The organism is Neorhizobium phenanthreniclasticum (genome assembly GCF_040066075.1).
In the GTDB taxonomy this organism is placed as follows: domain Bacteria; phylum Pseudomonadota; class Alphaproteobacteria; order Rhizobiales; family Rhizobiaceae; genus Neorhizobium; species Neorhizobium petrolearium.
In genome coordinates, this window is sequence record NZ_JBEAAL010000008.1 from 105,546 (window position 1) to 125,748 (window position 20,203).

The 20,203-nt window shown below is 59.7% G+C and carries 17 protein-coding genes; 8 read left to right on the forward strand and 9 right to left on the reverse strand.

The genetic code is table 11. From position 1 onward, the window contains the following. Positions 1 to 44: 44 nt before the first annotated feature. The 3 genes from ABK249_RS13530 (at position 45) to ABK249_RS13540 (ending at position 6,999) form a co-directional block, all read left to right on the forward strand. Positions 45 to 704, forward strand: a complete 660-nt coding sequence (locus ABK249_RS13530; protein WP_227704137.1) for a response regulator transcription factor — start codon at positions 45 to 47, stop codon at positions 702 to 704. Then, a complete protein-coding gene (locus tag ABK249_RS13535) occupies positions 701 to 2,068 on the forward strand; it encodes a sensor histidine kinase (protein ID WP_227704138.1) in 1,368 nt (455 codons plus the stop codon). The genes ABK249_RS13530 and ABK249_RS13535 overlap by 4 nt, the downstream gene beginning before the upstream one ends. 404 nt (positions 2,069 to 2,472) lie before the next feature. After that, entirely contained in the window at positions 2,473 to 6,999 is a 4,527-nt protein-coding gene (locus tag ABK249_RS13540; protein WP_227704139.1) for a molybdopterin cofactor-binding domain-containing protein, read from the forward strand. Positions 7,000 to 7,038: 39 nt separating this feature from the next. Here the strand turns inward: ABK249_RS13540 and ABK249_RS13545 are convergent, their stop codons facing one another. Together ABK249_RS13545 and ABK249_RS13550 are read right to left on the reverse strand one after the other, a co-directional pair. Then, positions 7,039 to 7,989 (reverse strand): LysR family transcriptional regulator, encoded by a 951-nt coding sequence (locus tag ABK249_RS13545; protein WP_227704140.1) that lies wholly within the window; start codon positions 7,987 to 7,989, stop codon positions 7,039 to 7,041. A gap of 119 nt (positions 7,990 to 8,108) precedes the next feature. Next, a complete protein-coding gene (locus ABK249_RS13550; protein ID WP_200883979.1) occupies positions 8,109 to 8,282 on the reverse strand; it encodes a hypothetical protein in 174 nt (57 codons plus the stop codon). Between ABK249_RS13550 and ABK249_RS13555 the strand changes: the two genes are divergently transcribed. From ABK249_RS13555 to ABK249_RS13575, 5 genes are read left to right on the forward strand one after another with little or no spacing between them, the layout of a single operon-like run. Continuing rightward, positions 8,281 to 9,015: an ABC transporter ATP-binding protein gene (locus tag ABK249_RS13555; RefSeq protein ID WP_227704141.1), complete on the forward strand. Its 735-nt coding sequence runs from the start codon at positions 8,281 to 8,283 to the stop codon at positions 9,013 to 9,015. The two genes, ABK249_RS13550 and ABK249_RS13555, sit on opposite strands and share 2 nt — an antisense overlap. Next, the gene (locus ABK249_RS13560) at positions 9,005 to 9,814 is read left to right on the forward strand and encodes an ABC transporter permease (protein ID WP_052182949.1); all 810 of its coding nucleotides are present in this window, start codon (positions 9,005 to 9,007) and stop codon (positions 9,812 to 9,814) included. The genes ABK249_RS13555 and ABK249_RS13560 overlap by 11 nt, the downstream gene beginning before the upstream one ends. A 25-nt stretch (positions 9,815 to 9,839) precedes the next feature. Continuing rightward, the gene (locus ABK249_RS13565; RefSeq protein ID WP_348863142.1) at positions 9,840 to 10,817 is read left to right on the forward strand and encodes an ABC transporter substrate-binding protein; all 978 of its coding nucleotides are present in this window, start codon (positions 9,840 to 9,842) and stop codon (positions 10,815 to 10,817) included. Positions 10,818 to 10,839: 22 nt separating this feature from the next. Then, the gene (locus ABK249_RS13570; RefSeq protein ID WP_052182950.1) at positions 10,840 to 11,676 is read left to right on the forward strand and encodes a nucleoside phosphorylase; all 837 of its coding nucleotides are present in this window, start codon (positions 10,840 to 10,842) and stop codon (positions 11,674 to 11,676) included. 9 nt (positions 11,677 to 11,685) lie between these two features. Then, entirely contained in the window at positions 11,686 to 12,666 is a 981-nt protein-coding gene (locus ABK249_RS13575; protein WP_227704143.1) for a nucleoside hydrolase, read from the forward strand. Here ABK249_RS13575 and ABK249_RS13580 read toward each other — a convergent pair. The 7 genes from ABK249_RS13580 to ABK249_RS13610 form a co-directional block, all read right to left on the reverse strand. Continuing rightward, complete coding sequence (locus ABK249_RS13580) at positions 12,653 to 14,218, reverse strand: ABC transporter substrate-binding protein (protein ID WP_227704144.1); 1,566 nt, start codon at positions 14,216 to 14,218, stop codon at positions 12,653 to 12,655. The two genes, ABK249_RS13575 and ABK249_RS13580, sit on opposite strands and share 14 nt — an antisense overlap. 111 nt (positions 14,219 to 14,329) lie before the next feature. Beyond that, positions 14,330 to 15,085, reverse strand: coding sequence for a glycerophosphodiester phosphodiesterase (locus ABK249_RS13585; protein ID WP_227705221.1), 756 nt, complete (start codon positions 15,083 to 15,085; stop codon positions 14,330 to 14,332). A 9-nt stretch (positions 15,086 to 15,094) separates the two neighbouring features. Beyond that, positions 15,095 to 15,976, reverse strand: a complete 882-nt coding sequence (locus ABK249_RS13590; RefSeq protein WP_227704145.1) for an ABC transporter permease — start codon at positions 15,974 to 15,976, stop codon at positions 15,095 to 15,097. Further along, the gene (locus tag ABK249_RS13595) at positions 15,973 to 16,923 is read right to left on the reverse strand and encodes an ABC transporter permease (protein ID WP_227704146.1); all 951 of its coding nucleotides are present in this window, start codon (positions 16,921 to 16,923) and stop codon (positions 15,973 to 15,975) included. Before ABK249_RS13595 ends, ABK249_RS13590 begins: the two co-directional genes overlap by 4 nt. Before the next feature lies 1 nt (position 16,924). Then, positions 16,925 to 17,974, reverse strand: coding sequence for an ABC transporter ATP-binding protein (locus ABK249_RS13600; protein WP_227704147.1), 1,050 nt, complete (start codon positions 17,972 to 17,974; stop codon positions 16,925 to 16,927). Then, positions 17,971 to 18,975: an ABC transporter ATP-binding protein gene (locus tag ABK249_RS13605; RefSeq protein WP_227704148.1), complete on the reverse strand. Its 1,005-nt coding sequence runs from the start codon at positions 18,973 to 18,975 to the stop codon at positions 17,971 to 17,973. Before ABK249_RS13605 ends, ABK249_RS13600 begins: the two co-directional genes overlap by 4 nt. A gap of 332 nt (positions 18,976 to 19,307) precedes the next feature. Next, on the reverse strand, positions 19,308 to 20,114 hold the full coding sequence (locus ABK249_RS13610) for an ABC transporter permease (protein ID WP_407722137.1): 807 nt from the start codon (positions 20,112 to 20,114) through the stop codon (positions 19,308 to 19,310). Between the last annotated feature and the right edge of the window lie 89 nt (positions 20,115 to 20,203).

Below are 20,203 nucleotides of genomic sequence, written 5' to 3' on the forward strand. Positions count from 1 at the left end.
GCTGCCGGGTGGACTAGAGAGGAGGGTAAAGGGAGAAATCCGGCATGAGAGTTCTGCTGATCGAGGACGATACGGCATTGGGGGCGGCTATCCGGGATCAGATCGCCGCGGATGGTCATTCCGTCGACTGGATGGGTCGCCTCGACGAGGCGAGCGATGCGCTCGCCACGACCGCCTACGATCTCGTACTGCTCGACTTGATGTTGCCCGACGGCCTCGGCATTCCCTTCCTCAAGGCCTTGAGGGCCCGCGGCGACGTCACCCCCGTGATCATATTGACGGCGCTGGATCAGGTCTCCGACCGGATCGCCGGGCTGAACGCCGGCGCGGACGACTACTTGGTCAAGCCCTTCGACCTTGCCGAACTCTCCGCCCGTATCGGCTCTGTCGCCCGTCGCTATACGGGGAACCCGAACCCGATCGTTACGCTTGGACCGCTGGAAATCGACCTCGCCGCCCGCAGCGTCAGGCTTAACGGCAAGCCGGTGGTTCTGACAGCGCGCGAATGGGTGCTGTTCCAGGCCTTCGTCCAGCGTCCCGGCCAGTTGCTGTCGAAATCGCAGCTTGAGGAACGGCTCTATTCCTTCGACCAGGAAATCGACAGCAACGCTATCGAGGTCCATGTCAGCCGCTTGCGCAAGAAGCTCGGCGCGCACGTGATCGAGACCGAGCGCGGACTGGGCTATCGATTGGGGCGGCCATGAAGATGATGTCCTCGCTTCAGGCCCGGCTAGCGATCGCGGTCGGCGTTTCCGTGACCGTCCTTTGGCTCGCGGCCGCCATCGCCACCGCGCATCGACTCGGACAGGAAATGGAAGAGGTTTTTGACGACGGTCTGAAAGCGACTGCGGAACGCATCCTGCCGATCGCCCGGCATGACCTTCGAGAGGGACATCCGGGACGTGAAAGCATCGACGATGATGACGAAGACGACATCAGTCGTGACGCGCGACCTGAACGAGAAGCTCGCTACGGCGAGGATGTCACCTTCCTCCTGCGCGACAAGCAAGGCCGTGTGTTGCTGAGTTCGCGGGGAGCGGACGCCTCGATCTTTCCTCCATTTGAGAGACAGGGATTTTTCCGGACCCGGACACATCAGCTCTACTATACGGCAAGCGCTGACGGCAACTTGACCATCGCCGTGGCCGAACCGCTGGATCACCGCCGGGAGCTGTCGCAGAAAATGCTGCTCGGTCTGCTGTTGCCGCTTTTTATCGTCATTCCGCTCAGTCTGGTGGCGATCCTGTTCGCGGTCCGGGTTTCGCTGCGTCCGGTCCGCGCTCTCCGACAGGAACTGTCCCTGCGCGGAGCACAGGATCTGTCACCTTTGCCGGACAATGGCTTGCCGAGTGAACTCCGGCCTATTTCCGCCGGCATCAATCAGCTTCTCGCCCGGCTGAAGGCCGCTTTCGATGCTGAGCGCACCTTCGCGGCAAACGCGGCGCATGAACTTCGGACCCCTGTTGCCGGTGCGATCGCGCAGGCACAGCGCGTCCGCACCGAGACGAAGGAAGCGCTGACGGCGCAGCGTGCGAACGAGATCGAGACAACGCTCAAGCGGCTGATGCGCATGTCGGAGAAGCTGATGCAGCTCGCGCGTGCAGAAGGTGGTAGGCTTCGTGCCGACGAGCCCTCCGACCTTCGGATCGTGGTCCAGATGATCACCCAGGATTTCGAGCAGGCCGGCGAGAGGCGGCTCGCGCTCACCCTGCCGGCAGCGCCTGTGCTGTCGCTGCTCGATCCCGACGCAGTTGGCATTCTCGCCCGCAATCTCATCGAAAACGCATTGAAACATGGTGCGCAGGATCGTCCGGTCGAAGTGACGCTTGAGGCGGACGGCATGCTTTGCATTGCAAACGATGGACCGCCGCTTCCGGCCGGGGCGATGGACCGGCTGACGCGCCGGTTCGAGCGCGGCACTGGCAAGATCGGCGGTGCGGGCCTGGGACTCGCGATCGTCAAGGTGATCACCGACCGGGTCGGAGCCACCATCGACGTGATATCTCCCCGCCCGGTCATGAACCAGGGTGTTGAGGTCCGCGTGAGACTACCTGTCGTTCGCCAATGATCCGCGGTTGCCTGGTGTTTAAAGAGCGCTCGATATCGAACGCAGATGAGCTTCACACCTTTGCGCTTGGCTGCAGGACGGGGGCCATCTGAGCTCCCGGAATGCGGACCGAAAGGAAATTAGTTCACTCTCTTCCTTCAAAACCAGCATCATCAATACAACCACCCAACGGCCATTGCCCGCCCCGATGATCAGGTTGCATCGCTCCGAATTGCCGATTTTGCGCCTCAATTCACGCAGCAGCGCCCTAATAATTCGGACAGGCCGCGCATGAATTAGTGCTGGTAAAATCCGGTTCCTCCGGCAGATTAGGCAACCTTAGATAGGCGCACCGATTCACAACCAGCGGAGCAATCCCTCCATTGTGAAGGCGAATTTTCATCGTAGCCAGCCAGGAGCGGTAAATGACAGCCACCACATCCACCTTGCAGTTCTATCTCAATGGGAAATCGGTGACTATCGAAAGTCCCTCTCCCTCGATGTTGCTCGTTGACTATCTGCGATCACCCGAGGTGCGGCTAACGGGTACAAAAAAGCCCTGCGGGCAAGGCGGCTGTGGTGGCTGCACCGTCATTCTTTCTGATTGGCCGGATGGGGGTCTCATCAGGCACCGCGCCATCAATTCCTGCCTGCGCCGGCTCTGCTCGCTGAATGGAATGGCGATTACAACGATCGAGGGGACAGGCAGCCTGGCCGCCTCGTTGGCCGCTTATCCCGCCCATCATCCGACGGCCTCACGCGGTGGCCCGGATTTCCACGATTCCTTACCCTCCAGCCTGATCGAAGCGGTCAGGCTGGTGAAGGCAAGCACCAAGGGTGATCTCGCACTTGCCGCCGGGCCCGATATCTCTCAAATCAATCCCGTTGCCCATGCACTCTCAAGCAATAATGGCAGCCAATGCGGCTATTGCAGTGCTGGATTCGTGATGAACATGTCGGAGTTCATCACGAACAACCCCCAGGCCACCAAGCAAGATATCGAGGACATTTTCGACGGCAATCTCTGCCGTTGCACGGGATATCGCCCAATCCTCACCGGCATGAAAACGATGGCCAGCGACTGGAACTCGGAAGATGAGGACAGTCGGATGAAGTGCCTGGAGGACCCGGAAATCGATATTCCGAAAGGTACACCGGTCAAAATCGACGCACCGGCCTCGCCATTTCCGGTGGAACCTCTAGATGTCCCGGGGTCGGTGCAATGGTTTACACCATCGAACATGGATGAACTGGCAGCGGACGCGGCCGACCTTACGAATAGCGGCAAGACATTCCGTTTCATTCACGGCGGAACGTCCTACGGGGTCTACAAGACCGAATTCGAAACCGTCGATGCCTTTATCGACCTGCGATACGTGCAGGAACTGCAAGGCAAACCCAGCCCGGCATTTCACGACCAGCTTGATTACACGCTTCCCGCCGCCACCACCTACAGTGAGCTCATCGAATTTATCACCAACCTCGACGATGACTCTCCCGATTTTGCCGCCATCCTGTACATGGCGAAACGAACGGCTGGACGGATCGTGCGGAATGCCGCTTCGATCGGCGGAAACTTCATGCTTTGGCTCCACCACATCGCGAACGGCAGCGGCGAACCGTTCCCGTCTGACCTGACGCTTGCCCTGATCGGCACAAACATGACGATCACCTATTACGAACTGGATCTCGTCAATAGAGTACCTGGACAGCAGTCGACCGAGCAGGTCGATACGCTGCTTGCCAAGATCCAGACTGATCCCACGTTCCCGAGCAGAATTGTAGTCGTCAGCTTTCAGATCACTCCCGCCCGTACTTCCATCACGGATCTTTATGAGCGCTATCACTCCTTTGCCCAGAAGGCGGCGCTGCGGGAGGTGAATTCGCATTCGATCGTGAATTCGTTCATTTCATTCGATGTCGATACCCAATCGGGGACTTTGGATAGCCCTTCCAAGATTATATTCGGAGGGATCAATGCCTCGTATTGGAGGGCATCGGCCATTGAGAACTCGTTTTCGACTGGCAGTATCTTCTCGTATGAAAACCTGCTGTCCGCCTGCGCGCAACTCAAGGCAGACGTAACGCAAGCTCTGGCGGATTCCGCAGCTCGAAGGAGCGAGGCTCCATGGGAAGGTTTCACCGACGAGTACAAGGCGAACCTTGCCGTCGCGATGCTTTACAAGGCGGGAGTTGCGGTCTTTGTAAAACTGGGCTTCGCCATGCCGGTCAACGCCAATTCCGCCGGAGAAATGACCTGGGGAACCTGGCCGGTCAGCGATGGCCGCCAGGATTACACGGCGCAGAATTTCAAGGCGCCAGTCGGTCAGCCATATGTCAAAACGACGGCTCTGGAGCAGTGCTCGGGCCGCACACACTATACCCACGAACTCGCCTATCCCCAAGGAACCTTGCATGCCGCTTTTGTGCAGAGCCGCAATGCCCTGGCCCGGTTTTCATTCCAGTGGGAAGGCTACGGGATTCAACCCGGTGATCTCAACGACAAGCTGGCGGACATGTTCCCGCACTTCCGCCGACTGCTGACATGCGAGGACGTACCGGTCCGGCCTGCCAATTTCCAAGGCATGGGCGGCGATCAACCCATGTTTGCCGAAGGCTCCGTTCTTTATTTCGGGCAGGCGATCGCAATGGTGCTTGCCGATACCGAGGAGGATGCCAACCTGATTGCCGACTATGTTTCCGAACATTGCCTCGGCTATCAGCCGATCAATTGGGATGCGAACTGGCAAGAACCGATCTTGACGATTGAGGACGCCATCACAAAGGAGAGTATCTTCCCGGACACTCCATCCACAGCAGCGTATCTCTGCCACATTTGGAAGGTGACCCGCCTGCGCAGCCGATTTGATTGGATGGCCTCCCAGCCAGCCATCCCGAGCGACTTCGACGCAGAACCAGTGACGACAGACAACGTGCCTGTCGACGGAGCGAATTGCATTCGGGTGGTGAATAACCAGAAAACCGGCGGTCAAGCGCACTTCTACATGGAAACGCAAGCCTGCCTGGCAATTCCGGCGGACGAAGGAAGGATCATCGTCAACTCATCGACCCAGAGTCCGATGGAGATGCATCAGACAGTCGCCTCGGCACTGGGACGACAATACAACAAGGTCAAGATCCAGACGCGATTGCTGGGTGGCGCCTTTGGCGGAAAAACCGAGCAGGCGCGTTTCACGACGGGGCCGACGGCCGTGGCCGCGGCAGTGATGGATGCGCCCGTTCGGCTGGCGATGGCTCGCGACAGCGATATGACGATGATCGGCAAACGGCACGCCCTTTATGGAGTGGGACAGATAGCCGTCGATGACGGCTCGGCGCGTCCGGAAGACAGGGGGAGGATTAAGGGCACGCATCTGACTCTCTGGGCAGACGGTGGCGCATATTATGACTGTTCCTTCGTGGTCACGAACTGCATCCAGACCCGCATCGATAACGCTTATATGATCGACAACTTCGAGAGCCAGATCGATGCTTGCAGGACCAATACGCCGCCAAATACGGCGATGAGAGCATTCGGGGACGTTCAGGCGACCAATATCCTTGAGAACCTGATAGACGATGCCGCGACCGCGCTTGGCCTTCGCCCAGAGGATTTACGGGAGAAGAATTTTTACCAGCGGGGTGAAGTCACTCCTTACGGCCAAACCCTGACTGCCTGTTACATGCTGGAGGTCTGGAACTACCTGAAGGCAAAATGTCAGTTCGAATATAAGCTTATGGACGTCCAAGCCTACAATGCGCAGAACAAATGGAGGAAGCGAGGCATTGCGCTCATTCCCGTCAAATACGGGTCGGGATACAATTTCGAGCAATTGAAGCAATCCCCCGCGATCGTCGTCGTCAACCAGTCGGACGGCTCGCTGGTCATTCATCAGGGCGGCGTCGACATGGGCCAGGGCTTGTTGACCCAGGCCAGGCAGGTGGCTGCGTATGTGCTCAATATTCCACAGTCGCTCATCCATGTGGAAAGTCCGCAAACGGATACGACTCCCAACACCAGCAGCACCGGCGCCTCGACGGGAACGCCCTATAGTGCGGAGGCGGTCAAACGCACCTGCGAGCAGCTTCGGCAAGAGCTGACCGAATTCGGCTATAGGCTGCTCAAAGACAATGGAAATGACTGGTGTCAAGCGCACGGGTTTGACTTCTGGAACTATGGCGAGGCCGGCTGGAACACGGAAGTCACCATCAACAACAACACAGCCTTGATCTGGCAAAACCTGGTTAATTACGCCTATGTACAGCGACTGCCGCTGACCGCGACGTTCAACGCCAATATCGAGCACGGCGACTTCGATATGCCGGTCCTGACCTTCAAGCAGGCCGGAGATCAGCCGAATATCCCAGGCATCACCCGGGCGAACGTCCCAACGGTCACAGATGTGCAGAACCAGTTCGTGGGGTTCACCTACTCGGCAGCCTGTTCGGTTGTCGAGGTCGACATCCTCACCGGTGAGACCAAGATATTGAGTTCCGATGTCGTTTACGATGTTGGCTGGAGCCTGAATCCTGCGCTCGATGTCGGGCAAGTCGAGGGCGCCTTTGTCCAGGGCATAGGCTTCCTCATGACCGAAGATCTCGTCTATCAGCCTGAAACCAATGCAGGAAACGAGAAGGGGCAACTCAATACGACCAACACATGGCGATATAAGATCCCTGCTCAGGTCACGATTCCGCTCGAATTCAATGTGTCGCTGTTTCCGCGAAACGATCCATCGGTCGTCAACATCCCACCGGACGATCAGGGGATCTTCTCCGCCAAGGAAGTCGGCGAGCCGCCCCTGGTGCTTGCGAATTCGGTTTTCTTTGCCATCAAGGATGCAATCCGGGCGTCGAGAGTAGAACGCGGGCTCTCCGGCCTATTCAACTTGAGAGCACCTGCCACGGTTCAGGAGGTGCGTTGCGCATGTGCCGTCGACCTGCCTAGTTAGGGCAGACCTTCCAGGGACGGCCGGCTTCGGAGACTTCAATCAGCGTGTATCGGACGCGACGGTCGGCGCGGCCGAGCGCCTGTTGACGGTTACATAATCCATGAACTCGTTCTTAAGGACTTCGATAAATGCCGCCAGATAGCTGGGATGGACGCGTCCCCCCGGTATGAGCATGGAGATCCGGGCAGGCTCGATCGTTCCCTCGGAAAGCGGAACCCAGGCCAACGCCCCTTCGCTGACTTCCTTCTCGACGCCAAGCGAGGTAAGAAATGCAATGCCGAGGCCAGCGCGCACGAGCGCCTTCAATATGCCGGGACGCTCGGCGTGAGCGATCACTTGGCCAAGGGGATAATTGCCCTGGAACAGGACGTTGAGCCCGCTGTGGGAAAGCCAATCCCGCCCCGGAGCGATCAGCGGATAATCGGCGCAATCGGATAAGGAGACGACCGATCGCCGTGCGAGCGGATGGTCTTGCGTCATGATGACACCGATCGGCTCGCTCACCGTGTAAACAGTCTCGGCCCTGACATTGTCGCTGACGTCGTAGGCCAGCACCACATCGGCATCCTTCGCCAACAGCTCATTGGTGATGCGCTGATTGTCACCGGAGATGATCGTGTAGTCGACGTGCGGAAAGCGCTGATGCAGTTTCGTCATTGCGCCTGGAAGCACATGTTCGGTGAAAGTCTCCGCGGCCGCAATTCTGATCGTACCTCGAACCCCGCCGCGCAGGCTGCCGATCTCCTGCTTCAGCAGTGCACTTTCGCGGTTCCAGCGTCTGATATGTCCGAGCAGCACTTCTCCCGCCGCCGTCGGTCGTATGCCACGCGGCAACCGCTCGAACAATTCGATACCGAGTTCTTCCTCGAGCAGGAGGAGTTGGCGATTGATCGCCGAGGACGCCACATGCAGGCTTTCGGCAGCCTTTCTGATTGAGCCATGCCGAATGGCAGTGTCGAAATGAAGTAATGCCGTGCGTAAAAGGGCCATCGCTTACACCCCGAAGCGATCCAATAATTCGTGCAGTAAGCGCGAAATTTACTGCTGGTGCAACGCTTTTGATGATGCTTCTATTCCGATGCTTGAACGAAAGTGCCGCTAGAGCACCGTCAGGCGATGCCGGAATGCCGCCTTGCCGTTCTTATCCTTGCCGGCTTCCACATGGGGAACAGGATGATAGCATCACCTTTGGCAGTAGGAGGCGGCGACTTCGCTTTATCGCCAAGCGCCGCTGAGGTTGCGAAAACGATGCCCGCGGCCATAGAAATCAGCAACGTATCCATGTCCTTTCCCGGCAATGGCCGCCAGGTTGATGTGCTGGAAGATATCAGCCTGACCATCCCCCGCGACCAGTTCGTTTCGGTCGTTGGCCGTAGCGGATGCGGAAAATCCACGCTCCTGCGCATCATCAGCAATCTCATCGCGCCATCGAGGGGTAACGTCCGCATCAACGGGATGAGCAGCGAAGATTACCAGCGTCGGCGCAAGTTTGGCTTCGTGTTTCAGGAGGCGTGTCTCTTCCCCTGGAAAACCGCGCTCCAGAACGTGGAATTGCCGCTTGAGATCATGGGGATGAAGTCGACGTCCAAGCGGCGCGAAAGAGCCCGCGAGCTTCTCGGTCTGGTCCGTCTCGATGGATTTGAGGATCACTATCCGGCCCAGCTTTCCGGTGGAATGCGCCAGAGGGTCGCGATCGCCCGAGCTCTATCCTACGAGCCGGAGTTCCTGCTTATGGACGAGCCCTTCGGTGCGCTCGACGATTTCACACGTCGCGAGATGCATGACGAGCTCATCAACATCTGGAAATCGCGCAGCCTGACGGTGCTGTTCGTCACGCATTCCCTTTCCGAAGCGCTGTACCTCTCCGACCAGATCGTCGTGATGGCACCACGTCCGGGCCGCATAAGGGCGGTCGTGCCCGTGATCGAACCGCGTGTAGCCGATCCCGCGATCCGGGCGAGCGCCAATTATGCTCGCCAGATCCAGCAACTGGAGACGCTGCTTCATGAGCAATGACAAGACGACACCCGGCTCTCGCAGCCGTTCCGGCGCGTTTCGGCGTGCTGCGGAACTCGGCCCCTCTCTTGCATTGTTTCTGGCCGTTGCCTGCCTCTGGGAAGCAGCAGTGCGCCTGTTCCAGATTCCCGGATACCTTTTGCCCGCACCGAGCGCGATTGTCGGCAAGATGTACGCCGTGCACGGAATGCTGCTCGATAATCTGATATCGACAATGACGGCCGCCTTTCTCGGCTTTGCGATCGGCACGGCCTTTGCCGTTCTTCTGGCTGTTCTTTTCCTCTACTCGCGTATTGCAGAACGCGCGCTTTTCCCTTGGGCAATCACGCTCAAGACAATCCCCATCCTTGCGATTGCGCCGCTGCTCACCATCTGGCTGGGTTTCGGCCTGGCGCCGAAGGTCGCCATCGCTGCGATCGTCTGCTTCTTTCCGACACTCGTGAATGCCACGAAGGGTTTTCGCACCATCGATCGCCAGTCGCTCGAATTCATGACGATCATCGGGGCCTCGCGCAGCCAGACGTTCCGTCACGCCAGGCTTTACGCCGCCCTGCCCTACATCTTCGCAGCCGCCAAGATCAGCTCCAGCATGGCTGTCATTGGAGCGATCGTCGCCGAATTCACGGGAGCCAATCTCGGGATCGGCACGGTTATCGTCACCGCCGGCTATCAGCAGGATTCCGCGATGCTCTTTTCCGCAATCGTCGTCTCTTCGGTTGCCACCATCCTCATGTTCTATCTCGTCGTCGCCGTCGAAAAACTCTGCCTCTTCTGGCCGGAGGCCACCGCCGATGTTTGATCAACCCTTTCCGGAGAAACCCGTCATGACAGCTGGCTTCAAGACCCTGCTTGCCCTCGTATTCCTATCGGCGGCCTGCCTGTCGAGGGCAGTACCTGCCTCTTCCGCCGATGAGATCTCGCTGCGCCTTCCGTGGCTCCTCAACGTCCAGTCGGCAGGCTACGTGATGGCAAAGAAGCAGGGCTTTTATGAACAGGCAGGACTAAACGTCGAGATCATGGCTGGGGGGCCGAATCTCAATTCGACGGCACTGGTGGCCTCTGGTGCCAATACCTTCGGGACCAACGACGTCAGCCAGATCATCCTGGGCGCAGCGAACGGCATGGACCTTGTCATGGTGGGCGCCTGTTTCCAACGTCATCCGGGCGGCGTGATCTCGCTGGCATCGGAAACCATCGAGAAGCCGAAGGATCTCGTCGGCAAAAAGCTCGCGTATAACGAGGGAGGGCCATGGGTCCTCACACGGGCAATGCTGGCAAAGGCAGGTGTTGCCCTCGACCAGGTTCAGCTTGTGGTCTCGCCCAGCACCGAACTGCTGCTCAACGGTTCAGTGGATGCAAAAACCGGCTTTGCCATCAACGAGGCCGTCGCACTCGATCTACAGGGCCAAAAAACCTCAGTGCTCCTGCCCTCCGACTACGGCGTGCAGACCTATGCCGAAGTCATCTTCACGACCCGGAAGATCGTCGATGAAAATCCCGATCTCGTGAAGCGGTTCGTGGCGGCGACGCAGAAGGGATACGACTACGCCTTCGCCCATCAGAAGGAGACGGTGACAGCCGTCCTGGAACTCAACAATCAGCTCGATCCGAAACAGCAGGCCGAGCAGCTCAAACTTCAGGAAAGCTACGTCTACACGGACTTTACCAAAGCCAGCGGCGCGTGCGCCTTCGATGGTGATGTCATTCGCGAGACGAAGGCGACGCTCATGGAGTTCGGCGGCCTCACGACAGATGTCGATGTGGAGACGCTCTACTCCACCGACTTCGTTCCCCACAAATAAGGTTTCAAGAGGAAACACGGCCATGAACGTTCAGCACACGCCCATCCATCCGGACGGGGTTCAGATGCACCTGAAGATCAAACCGGGCGACGTCTCGCGTTACGTGCTGACACCGGGAGATCCGGGACGCGTCCCCGTCGTGGGAAGCAGTTGGGATACCTATGAGGAGGTTGCGCATTTTCGTGAATATCGGACTGCTCGCGGCACGCTCGACGGCGTGGATATCACCGCATGTTCCCACGGCGTTGGCGGCCCTTCGACGGACATTGCGGTCGTGGAACTGTCGAACTGCGGCGCCGACACCTTCATTCGCGTCGGCTCTTGCGCGGCTTTGCAGCCGGAAATCGAGCCCGGCGACCTCGTAATCTCGACCGGCGCATTGCGTCTGACGGGCACGGTGGATGCCTATGTCGACAGGTCCTACCCGGCTGTCGCCAATCACGAAGTCCTTATGGCGCTGATCCAGGCAGCGGAAGAGATGGGCGAAAAATACCATCTGGGTCTGGCAGCCAGCGTGGACAGTTTCTACGCCGGCGAAGTCAATCCTATGCCCGGAGGTTTCTGGCAGTCGAAGATGGACCACGTTCTGGAGGACCTGCAGCGGTCCAAGGTTGCCAATTTCGAGATGGAAGCAGCAACGATCTTTACGCTGGCTCAGCTCTTCGGCTTCCGGGGAGGCATGATCTGCTCAGTGGGAGCAAACCGCATCACGCGCAAGCGCGCGGATTCGGCGGACTCTATCAAGCGCTGTTGCGCCGTCGCGAGCCGCGCTGTCGTGATCCTGGCTGGCTGGGATGCGAGGAAACAAGCGGCCGGCAAGCCTCATTTCTTTCCATCGTTGATTGCCGATCTGGCTTAGGACGACGACATGTCGCCCAAGATCATCTTTGACACTGACCCCGGCATCGACGACGCGACGGCACTGCTGTTTCTCAACGCGTGCCGTAACATTGAGCTGCTCGGCATCACCACAGTGTTCGGCAATGGCAACATCGATACGGTCACCCGCAATGCGCGCTACCTGAAGCGTCGTTTTTCCATTGCCGCACCAATTGCCCGTGGAGCGGATCGTGCCCTGGGACTCAGCGCCTCTCCGCCGCCGATCCATGTGCATGGGATCAACGGTCTGGGCGATGTGCCGATCGACGAAAACGACCTTCCCCCGCTTGATCCGCGTCCGGCCCATCGCTTCATCATCGACCAGGTGCATGCCTTTCCGCATGAGGTCACGTTGCTCGCCGTGGGTCGACTGACCAACCTCGCCTTGGCACTTTCGGAAGACCCGACGATTGCGAAGCGAGTGAAGGAAGTGGTGATCATGGGAGGGGCGTTCGGCCTTGCCGGTCCCAACGGCAACGTCACCCCTGTGGCGGAGGCCAACATCATAGGCGATCCGCATGCCGCCGACTTGGTGTTCGCTGCGTCCTGGCCGGTGACGGCTGTCGGACTTGATGTGACCCGGCAGGTGATCATGCGACCTGCAGATATCGAGATATTGGCCCGCGACGGCGGCGATGCCGGCCGGTTCATCGCCGAGATATCGCGACACTATATGACCTATCATCGGCGATTCGGGCTCGACGGCTTCTACGTCCACGATTCAACGGCGATGGCCTTTGTCCTTGATCGCTCGCTATTCGAGACTCGAAAAGGACCGATCAGGGTCGCTACCGACGGGATAGCAATCGGCCAGACCATTATGAAGGACCGATCGACTTTCCATCCGCCGGGCGATTGGGACGATGCACCTGATCAGTCGATCGCCACTTCCGTTGACCGCGATGGTGTGCGGCGTTTGCTCATGGAAGCCTATCTGACGCCAGATGCCGCTCACCTCAGGACTGCGTAAACCGGAGATTGTCCGGCCGCAGGTCCATGAAATAGAACGTGGTCGGGCGCCAGCTGATCGAGCGCTTGATGGCATAGGCTTCGGAAGGTTGATAGAGGATGGTGCCCGGAGTTTCCTCTTCCCACTGATCGAGCATCTTCACGAAGAGTTCCTTGCGCTTGGCCGGATCGGTCTCGGCCTCCAGCGCGCGGCCGGCATCATCAAATGCCTTGGCCGACGCCGCCTCCCAGATGCCAGCGGTCTGGATCTCGCCTGCCGGGCCCCAGGCAACCCAGAGGGCACCAAGCGGATCGGGCAGACGGGTGGAATTCGACCAGTTGAAAACCTGCGATCCCGGGCCGCGCAGCGCCGCACCCTCGACCACCTGAAGCTCTGCGTTGATGCCTACGGCCTTCCACATCTCGATGAGAATCTGGGCCGCCTCCAAAGCGTTGGTATAGTAGCCGGCCTGGGTGCGGTAGGTGATCTTCTGGCCGTTATAACCGGCTTCCTTGAGAAGGGCCTTCGACCTCTCCGGATCGTAAGGCAGCTTGCGGCCTTCGACATACATCTGGCCATATTCCGGATAGTTGTGGCTGGCTGGAACCTTCGCATTGCCGAGCCAGAGCGTGTCGACCAGCTTCTGGCGATCGATGGCGCTGGCTAGCGCCTGGCGCACACGCTTGTCGGCGAGAACGGGATCGCGGGTATCGAAGACCAGGACATGCGAATTGGCCAGAACGACCGAACGCACGTCAATATCTTGATAGGCGCCGACGACAGCTTCTTGATCCGGGGGAATGTTGGTGATGAGGTCGAATTCACCGGAGACGAGGCCGGCGACGCGGGCGGCAAGCTCCGGAACCGCCCGGAAGGTAACCCGCTTCGCAGTCGGTTTGCCGAGGAAGTAGTCGTCGAAAGCCTCGAGAACCGTGGCATCACTCTGGTTGTGCGAGACGACCTTGTAGGGACCTGTGGCAACCGGCGCACGTGAATAGCCTTCGAAGCCCATTTCTTCATAGGCACGCTTGTTGACGATCCAGGCACACCAGGAGGCGAGGCGCTGCTCAAGCAGGACATCCGGGACACGCGTCGTGAAGCGAACAGTGTATTTATCGACAGCTTTCACATCGGAAAGGATGCTGAAATAGGCTTTACCGCCGGGAATCTGAGCCTTTTCGCCACGCAGGCGACCATCGCGGAATGTATAGGCCACGTCATCGGCCGTCAGCTCGTCGCCATTATGGAACTTTACGCCCTGGCGCAGCGTAACGATGAGCTCGGACGGGCTCTTGCGCTCCCATGAGGTGGCCAGATGTGGCTTCAGTTCGGAACCACCGCCATCTGGAGAACCCAGGAAGTCTCGGCGGATCAGTGTGTCGAAGATCGAATAAGTTACACGCGTGCCGACATTTGAGAGCTCCCGCGCCGGTTCCAGCGTTGCGGGCAAAGCCGCAACGGCCACCGTGAAGTCGGGGCGCTCCCCGTCCGCGGCAAAGGCAAATGGAGCATTGAGGATGAATGGGGTGACTGCCGCCCCTTGCATGAAATGACGACGCTTGATCGAATACATGGAGTGCTCCAACGTTCCTGGAATATATTGGCGAAATCCGGATGGTGGCCCCCTGTTAGGCGGGCTTCATAACAGGGCGGTGACCCCAAAATGAACTTTAAATGACCGTTTTCAGACAGGTTGCGTCGCCTGTCCAATGACCTCAACCGCAAGTGAAGGATCATTGACCATCACTGCGTCGGGACCGTTGAAGCAGAGCTCCGCCAAGGCATCCGCCTTGATGAGCCCGACGCTGCCATCCATCGGATCGCCGGTCATGATCACCGTTTTCAAACCGAGCCGTCGCAAGTTCGCGAGATTGTCTGCGGAAGCGTCCGCCTCCCAGAGGCGGGCCCAGGTCCCCCCGCGAAGTGCGAGCGCCGGATAGTCCCCGATGTTGGAAAACAGCCCGAGAGTCGGACATTGTGGAAGATGGGTGTGGACGACGTCGAATGCGTCGAGCGATCGCACACCGAAAGCAATCCGCCCGTCAGCTGTCCTCGATTCCAGAGCTGCGATGCATCGTTCCAGCGCTACCTGTTCATGAAGCTTCGTATCCAGCAGGATGGAAGCGCGTCCGCCGATCATATCAATAGCGTCCGTCATTGCGACGATGCCGGAACGAAGGCTGCGCAGCTCGTCCATGTCGAGCTCGGCAACCTTTCGCGGATCGCCGCAAAGACGTTTCAGGTCCGCATCATGAAAAGCGACCGGAATACCATCCCGGCTGAGACGTAAATCGGTTTCGATGAAATCCGCCCCTGCCGCAATCGCCGCCTCGAAAGCCTCGAGGGTGTTTTCTGGCGCGACGGCGCTCGCCCCGCGATGGGCGCCAACAAGAGGCGAACGAGCAGGGTATCCGGTCCAGATTGTCGTGCGCAGCGCCATACCTTTCAATTAGCCCTCTTTGTCGATGGTGGGATCGAGGCGATCCCGCAGCCAGTCGCCGAATAGGCTCATGGCCAGTGTTGTGAGGAAGATGATGATGCCGGGCAGAACTGCGATCCACCATGCGTTGAGCAGATAGCGACGGCCCTCGCCGAGCATGAGGCCGAGCGACGTATCGGGAGGCTGGACGCCGAGACCGAGGAAGGACAGCGAGGTTTCGAGCAGGATCGTACCCGGGAAGTTGAGCGTCGCCTGCACGACGAGCGACGCGGCGATATTCGGCAGTAGGTGCTGGAACACGACTCTCCCCGTTCCGGCGCCGAATGCCTCCACGGCACGGATGTAATCCGCAGTTTGCTCCGAAAGCACCAGCCCGCGCGCAAGGCGCGCATAGCGCTCCCATCCCTCGAAGCTCACCAGGATGATGAAGAGCACGATGTTGTTGCCGAAGAAGGCGAGAAAGGCGATGGCGATGAAAAGCGAGGGAAGCGCCGTTTGCACGTCACAGAGCATCATCGCGACCATGTCCACGATCCCTCGGAATCGCGCTGCGGCAAGTCCCATCAGCGTTCCCATGACTGCGCCGATCAGCGTGCCGAGGGTTGCGATCAGGATGGATGTCCGCAGGGCATAGATCATCCGGCTCAGCACGTCGCGGCCGAGATGATCCGTGCCGAGCAGGTGATCCGCGCTGCCGCCGGTCATGAAAGCCGGAGGCCGGAAGCGGGCGGTCAGATCCTGCGTCGTATAATGGATTGGCGCCAGCAAATCCGCGAATATGGCGATGAGGATCATGGCCAGGAGCCAGCCGATGCAAAGCACGATGACGGGCGACGCACCCCAGAGCCGCAGTGTCGAGCGGATGTCGACCTGTTCCGATGCGCTGCTCATCCGGTACCTCCCAATGTCCGCGCGAGAGAGACCTTCGGGTCCAGCAGCGCATGCAGAATATCGACGAAAAGATTGGAAAGGACGATGATCAGCGTGATCATCAGGATGACTGCCTGGACGACGGGTAGGTCACGCATGTTGACGGAATCGACCAGCAGGCGCCCGAGCCCCGGCCAGGCAAAGATGGTTTCGGTGACGACCGCGCCCGAGAGAATAAGGCCGATCTCGATACCGAAGAACATCAGGAGCGGCACCATGGCATTCGGCAATGCATGGCCGAGGATCACCGCAAGCTGGCTCAGCCCTTTCGCGCGGGCCGTGCGGATGAACGGTTTTCCCATCACTTCCAGCGTAGCGGTTCTGGCAAAACGGGCGACCCGGCCGGCAAGCGGCAGCGCCAGAGTGATGGTAGGCAGGATCAGGTGGACTGGGCTCGACGAACCGGAGGATGGGAGGACACGAAGCTGCAACGCGAATACCAGGATCAGCAGGATGCCGAGGAAGAAGACCGGCATGGAATAACCGAGCACGGCGGCCGCTATCAACGATCGGTCGACGGCGGTTCCGTGGCGAAGAGCGGCTGTGACGCCGAGCGACATCCCGATCAGTGTAGCAAGCAAAAAGGCCGAGCCGCCGAGGAGAATGGTCTTCGGTATCGCTTGCATGACCAATTCCGTTGCCGGTAGATCGCTGGCGAAAGATTCACCGAGATCGCCGCGGGCAACGCGGCCGAGGAAGTTGAGATACTGGACGACAATCGGCCGATCGAGTCCCCACTGCACCCGGTATTCCTGGCGTATGTCCGGCGGTGTTTCCGGGGGCAGCAGCTCTTCGGAGGGGTCGCCGGCTGCGCGCAGGATCACGAAGACCAGAGTGACGCAGAAAAGCAGCGTGACCAAGGAGCGGACGGCGCGAAAGCCTATCGCCTTCAGGCTCGACATCTTCATCTTACGCAACGTCCTCGCTGGCTGCTCTGACAGGATTCAAAGGCGCGCGCGTTCGGGCGGGCGACGGGTCCGCCTGGTTTTCCGAGGGCGAACCGGCCAGATGGCAGGAAACCTTCCGACCGCCGCCAAGCTCGGCAAGCACCGGCATCTCGCTTTTGCAGCGGGCGACTGCGGCGGAGCAGCGCGGATGAAATGCACAGCCACTCGGTTGATTTGCCGGATTGGGTGGCTCACCCCGCAGCATGATGCGTCCGCCAAGCTTCGTGCCGGGAACCGGAGCCGCCGAAACGAGTGCACGCGTGTAGGGATGAGCCGGGCGAGCAAAGAGATCGTCCGCTTCTCCTTCCTCGACAATGCGTCCCAGATACATGACGGCGATCCGATGGCTGACCTGACGAACAACGCGAAGGTCGTGACTGATGAAGATCATCGCCAGTCCCAATTCGGCCTGCAGATCGGACAAGAGATTGACGACCTGAGCCTGGATCGAGACATCGAGTGCGGAGACCGGTTCATCGCAGACCAGCAGGTCCGGACGGGTGACCAGCGCCCGCGCCAGTACCACGCGTTGGCGCTGCCCGCCGGAGAGTTCGTGCGGATAGCGGCGGGCAACCGCATCGGACAGGCCGACGGCGCGCAGCAGTTCGCTGACGCGGGCGTCGCGCTCCCGCAGGCTGCCGGCTTGATGGATGTCCAGCGGCTCCCGCATCTGCTTCGCAATCGGCAGTCTACGGTCGAGCGCGGCCAGCGGATCCTGATAGATCATCTGCATGCGCATCCGTGATTTCCGCCATTCGGGCGAGCCGATGACGGGAAGCGGCCTGCCGTCAAAAGAGATCGCGCCACGCGTCGGCGGCTCGAGCCCGAGGAGGAGCCGTCCCGTCGTCGATTTGCCGGAGCCCGATTCCCCGACGATGCCGAGCGTCTCGTTGCGGCCGACCGAAAGCGTCACATCCGAAACGGCATGGACGACGGAAGCGTTGCCCCAGATATGCCGATTAAGCTCATAGCTGCGCGCGATATTCCTTGCGTGTAAAAGCGGTGCACTCATGCTTCGATCCGCTGTTCTTTCTGCCTGGAATAATGGATCGCTGCGGGCGGTTGCGCCTCGCTTACCAGGCAAGCGACACTATGGTCACGGCCGATGCCGGCAAGCAGCGGAATCTGTTCATGGCATTGCGTCTCTGCAAATGCACAGCGCGGGGCAAAGGAACAGCCGGCCGGCAGACTGCTCGCGTCCGGCACGGTTCCGCCGATCGCCGTGAGCCGTCGTCGCGGCCCATCGATGGCGGGCAAGGATCCCATGAGGCCTTGGCTATAGGGATGCGCCGGGTGCTCGAAAAGGCGTTCCACCGGTGCCTCTTCGACGATGCGGCCGGCATACATCACCGCCACCCGATCACATACCTGCGATACGACTCCGAGATCGTGGCTGATAAGGACGAGCGCCATTCCGGTTTCGCGTTGGGTCAGCGCCAGGAGATCGAGGATCTGCGCCTGGATAGTCACATCGAGCGCTGTCGTCGGCTCGTCGGCGACCAGCAGATCCGGTTGTCCGGCAAGTGCCATGGCAATCATCACCCTCTGGTTCTGGCCGCCGGAAAATTCATGCGGATAGGCATTGAGTCGCCGCTCGGCATCGGGAATGCCGACGAGATCGAGCAGCCGCTTTGCTTCCGCCTTGATCGCGGCACCGGACAGGCCGCGATGCAAGGCGAGCGTTTCGCCGATCTGGCGTTTCACTGTCAGCATCGGATTTAGCGCGCTGACGGGATCCTGGAAGATCATCGCGATGCGCCCACCGCGGATACCGGTGAGCTTGGAGTCGGGCATGTCGAGAAGATTCCGGTCATTCAGCATGACCCGGCCGGAGACTTTTGCCTTGGGAGGCAGGAGGCCTAGCGCTGCAAGCCAGGTCACCGATTTTCCCGACCCGGATTCGCCCACGAGGCCGAGGGTCTCGCCCCGACCAATCGCCAGATCGATTCCGTGGAGAACCCTGACGCCGTTGAAGGAAACGGTTAGTTCTTCGAGCGTGATGCTGCCGCGCATGTTGGTCGCTCCTGCTTGGGACGGCGAAGGGGTCCGTCGGCAAACAGACGGACCATTCGTCAGCTAGACAAATCGACTCATCCGCGCATACCCGGGGCACGCGCGGATCATGTTTTGGAATTTTCGACGATCGGCGACTGCAGGAAGACACCGCGGTCTCTTCTACTGCAAGCGCGCCATGTGCCCGTTGGTGTGCAGCTACTAGCGGAGGCAGATGACCGTTGCATGACGGTCTGACGGAAAAGAGGGACCACTTCGCCGTTTTCGAGTATGGCCGTAGCCCACGGGTATTCATATCGTTTTCATCCCACTTGGATGCCTTCCGACCTCCCTCACTTCACAGTCGGGTCGATCCGGTCGCGCAGCCAGTCGCCCATGATCGAGACTGACAGTGTTGTGACGACGATCACCGCTGAGGGCATCAGCATGATCCACGGCGCCGACTGGACATAGTCGCGGCCGTAACCCACCATGTTGCCAAGGCTGGTCTGCGGGGGCTGCAGGCCGATGCCGAGGAAGGACAGGCTCGATTCCAGGAGGATGACGCCGGGAACATTGAGCGTCATGGCAATCACGATCGTCGCGGAAATGTTCGGCAGGATATGGCGCAGATAGATGCGCTCGGGTGATGCGCCGATCTCGCGCGCAGCCGCCGCATAGCCTTGTGTATTCGCGGAAATGGCGAGACCGCGCGCGATGCGCGTCACCTGTTCCCAGCCGTAGAGACCGAGCAGCATGACAAAGATCGGCAGCGAATTGCCGAGGAAGGCGAGCACGGCGATCGCGATGATCATGAAGGGCATGGCAAGCTGTGCATCCACGATCGTCAGGATGACCTGGTCGACCCAGCCGCGGAAATAGGCGGCGATGAAGCCGAGCGTCACGCCGACGATTGTCGAAATGAGCGTGGCGCACAGCGCGATCGTGATCGAAACACGGATCGAGGCGATCGCCCTCGACAACACATCGCGGCCGAGCTGATCGGTGCCGAGAACATGGTTGAAGGTGCCACCAAAAAAGACCGGAGGTTTGAGCCGCGCCAGCACGTCCACGGCCATGAAATCATAGGGCGTCAGAAGCGGCGCGAAGATGGCGATGAAGACCATCAGCGCCAGCCAGGCAATCGCCAGGATGACCATGGGCGGCCAGTCCTGCAGAAAGGCCTGCAATCCGCTTTTTTCGGTGAACACACTGCCATCGGTCGAAAGTCCGTCCTGTTCGATGGCCA